Below are 3,834 nucleotides of genomic sequence, written 5' to 3' on the forward strand. Positions count from 1 at the left end.
GACAGGTCCGGTGGGGCGGCAGGGCCCACGGCAGGGCCCACGGCAGGGCCCGCGGCCGCGGCGTCCGCCGCCGCGCCGGAGGGGGCCGCGGGCGGGACAGCCGCGTCCGACGGCACCGCGTCCGGAGCCGGGCCGTCCCCGGACGCCGTCTCTGGACCCCCTGCCCACGCGGCAGGCGTATCCGGGAGCTCCGCCCGCGCAGCAGGCCTGTCCGGGAGCTCCGCCCGCGCAGCAGGCCTGTCCGGGGACGCCGCCCGCGCAGCAGGCCTCTCGGGGGGCGGGGCTCCCGAGGGCAGGGGCAAAGTGGCCGGTGCCCGCGCGTCCGGCGCGGGGCTGTCCGGACGGGCCCGGCGTCCGCGGCCGATCCTCCACTTCACGGGCGCTCCCGATCCGTCACAGGAGCCTCACTGATCGAATCCGTCACCCGCTGTGCCCCTTCCCCGGTGCCGGCCGCTCGGCGCCAGCACCCGCGGTGCCACCTTCGTTCCTGCGCCGCCCTGCATATCCCGTGCCGCCCTGTACTCCGTGTCGCCTCGCGCTCCCGTGCCGCCCTGCCCGGCAATCCGGGCGCCGGGCCCGCGAACGCTGACCGAATCCCCCGTAATCAAACCCGACAGCGGATGAGCTGGACAGTCGCGCACCGCCCGTCGGACCGGTCCGGGTGGAGCCGGCACGACCAGCACGGGAGGCGTGGGAGACTGGCTAAAGCCGTCGGGCTCTCTCCGCCGCGCCGACCGGCCCGCCAGGCCGGGACGTCCGTCCCCTCGTCCCGGACCGGACGGGCCCGGGCCGGCGGGCTGGAGACAACAGAGCCCGCGCAGCAACCGGACATCGTCCGTCCACCGCCGCTGGATCGAAAGGACCTGTGTGTCAGCCAACAACCTCACCCGCGACGAGGCGCGTGAGCGCGCCCGGCTGCTCAACGTGTCCTCGTATGAGGTGAACCTTGACCTGACCAGCGGTGACACCACGTTCGTGTCACGAACTGTGGTGCATTTCACCAGCACCAGGCCGGGCGCCTCCACGTTCATCGAGCTGACCGCCCCGGCCGTGCGCACGGTGGCCCTCAACGGCCGCGCGCTGGACCCGGCCGAGGTCCACGACGGTGACCGGATCACGCTGACGGATCTGCGGGAGGCCAACGAGCTGGAGGTGGTGGCCGACTGCGCGTACTCGAAGACGGGCGAGGGGCTGCACCGGTTCGTCGACCCGGTCGACTCCGCCGTCTACCTGTACACGCAGTTCGAGACCTACGACGCGCACCGCATGTACGCCTGCTTCGACCAGCCGGACCTCAAGGCGGTCTTCAAGCTGTCGGTGGTGGCGCCGTCGGAGTGGCGCTGCATCTCCAACGGCCGGCATCTTGCGACCACCGAGGCCGGCGAGGGCCGGACCTTCTGGCTGTTCGAGCCGACGCCGGTTGTCTCGACCTACATCACCGCGCTGGTCGCCGGCCCCTACCACGAGGTACGCGACCACCACGACGGGATCGACCTCGGCCTGTACTGCCGGCGGTCGCTCGCCGAGTTCCTCGACCCCGAGGAGATCTTCACCATCACCAGGGCCGGGTTCGACTTCTACCACCGGGTGTTCGACTACCGGTACCCGTTCGGCAAGTACGACCAGCTCTTCGTCCCGGAGTTCAACGCCGGGGCGATGGAGAACGCCGGCTGCGTGACCTTCCTGGAGGACTACGTCTTCCGCGCGAAGGTCACCGAGGCCCGCCGGGAGCGCCGGGCCGAGACCATCCTGCACGAGATGGCGCACATGTGGTTCGGCGACCTGGTGACGATGCGCTGGTGGGACGACCTGTGGCTGAACGAGTCGTTCGCCACCTTCATGTCGGTGCTCGCCCAGGTGCGCTCGACCCGGTTCACCAACGGCTGGACGACGTTCGCGAACGCCGAGAAGGGCTGGGCCTACCGGCAGGACCAGCTCTCCTCCACCCACCCGATCGTCGCCGACGCCCCCGACATGGAGGCCGTGCGCACCAACTTCGACGGCATCACCTACGCCAAGGGCGCCTCCGTCCTCAAGCAGCTGGTGGCCTGGGTGGGCCAGGAGGAGTTCCTCACCGGCCTGCGCTCGTACTTCCGCCGCTACGAGTACGGCAACACCTCCCTGCGCGACCTGCTCGACGAGCTGGAGAACGCCAGCGGCCGTGACCTGACGGTGTGGTCGGCGGACTGGCTGGAGACCACCGGCGCCAACACCCTGCGGCCCCGGTTCGAGACCGACTCCTCGGGGCTGTTCACCACCTTCGACGTAGTGCAGGAGCCGGCGTCCTCGCCGCCGACGGCGAGCGCGGCCCTGCGGCCGCACCGGCTGGCGATCGGCCTGTACGACCGCGCCTCCGACGGGTCGCTGCAGCGCCGCGAGCGCGTCGAGCTCGACGTGGTCGGCGCGCTGACCGAGGTGCCGAAGCTCGTCGGGGCCCGGCGGCCCGACCTGGTGCTGCTCAACGACGACGACCTCACCTACGCCAAGGTCCGCCTGGACGACCGCTCGCTGGCCACCCTGATCGACTCGATCGGGACGATCCGCGAGTCACTGCCGCGCACCCTGTGCTGGGCGGCCGCCTGGGACATGACCCGGGACGCGGAGCTGGCCGCGCGCGACTACGTCAAGCTCGTGCTGTCCGGGGTGGACGCCGAGGACGACATCGGGGTCGTCCAGTCGCTGCTGGCCAAGGCCCAGCTCACCATCAACGCCTACGGGGATCCGGCGAACCGGGCGCGGGCCCTGCGCGAGCTGTCCGCCCGCGTCGAGGAGCTGCTGCGCACCGCCGCGCCCGGCAGCGACCTGCAGCTGGTGCACGCGACCGCGTTCGCCCACGCCGAAGACCCCGACCAGATCGGACGGGTACGCGCGATCTTCGAGGGCGCCGACGTCGTCGACGGCCTTGTGCTGGACACCGAACTGCGCTGGACGCTGCTGATCCAGCTGGTGGCGCGCGGCGTCTACGGCGCCGAGGAGATCGAGGCCGAGCTCGCCCGCGACCGGACGGCGACCGGCGAGAAGCGGGCCGCCACCGCCCGCTCGGCCCGCCCGACCGCTCAGGCGAAGGCCGCCGCCTGGTCAGCGGCGATCGACTCCGACACGCTGTCGAACCACCTGCTCGTGGCGACCCTGGGCGGCTTCTGGATCCCCGGCCAGGAGGAGCTGACCCGGCCGTACGTGAGCCGCTTCTTCGCCGAGATCGGCGAGATCTGGCGGACCAGGACCTTCGACACCGCTCAGACCATCACGCAGATGCTCTTCCCGTCCGCGATCGTCGAGCCGGCGACGGTGGACGCGGTGGACGCCTACCTGGCCGAGGCCGACCTCGGCCCTGCCCTGCGCCGCGCCCTGGTCGAGGGCCGCGACGGCCTGCTGCGCGCACTGCGCGCCCGCGCCAAGGACACCGAAGCCGCCACCGCTACCTGAGTCAGCACGTCTACCTGAGTCAGCATGTCGGCCGGCGGCGGGCGTTTCCCGGCCTCGCCCCGCCGGCCGACACCGGCTCCGATCCCACCGCTGGCGGCGCCGGCCAGGCATCCGCGTGACCGGCCTGCCCGCCGAAGAATCCATGACCGCGTATCGCCGTCACCAGAACAGCACCAACCGTAGGTGAAAAGCGCCATCATAACAGCGTTTTCCACCTACGGACACGGCAGGCGTAGGTGGAAAACGCCGCCACAGCAGCGGTTTCCACCTACGCTCTCAGGGCGGGCGAGGAGCGGCTCGCTGCCGTTCCTCCGGATATGGCCTATCGGCCGAGCCCGCCCGGAAGGTCAGGTGCGGAAGGGGCCGGTGACCTCGAAGGTGATGCCGCCGGAGGAGGAGCCGATGGTG

The 3,834-nt window shown here is 71.8% G+C and carries 1 protein-coding gene; it reads left to right on the plus strand.

Going from position 1 to position 3,834, the window contains the following annotated elements; translation table 11 throughout:
- The first annotated feature begins 867 nt into the window (after positions 1-867).
- The gene (pepN, locus tag NBW84_RS08825; protein ID WP_250283497.1) at positions 868-3,426 is read left to right on the plus strand and encodes an aminopeptidase N; all 2,559 of its coding nucleotides are present in this window, start codon (positions 868-870) and stop codon (positions 3,424-3,426) included.
- The last annotated feature ends 408 nt before the right edge of the window (positions 3,427-3,834 follow it).

Source organism: Protofrankia sp. CiP1_Cm_nod2 (assembly GCF_920664355.1).
Lineage (GTDB): Bacteria > Actinomycetota > Actinomycetes > Frankiales > Frankiaceae > Protofrankia.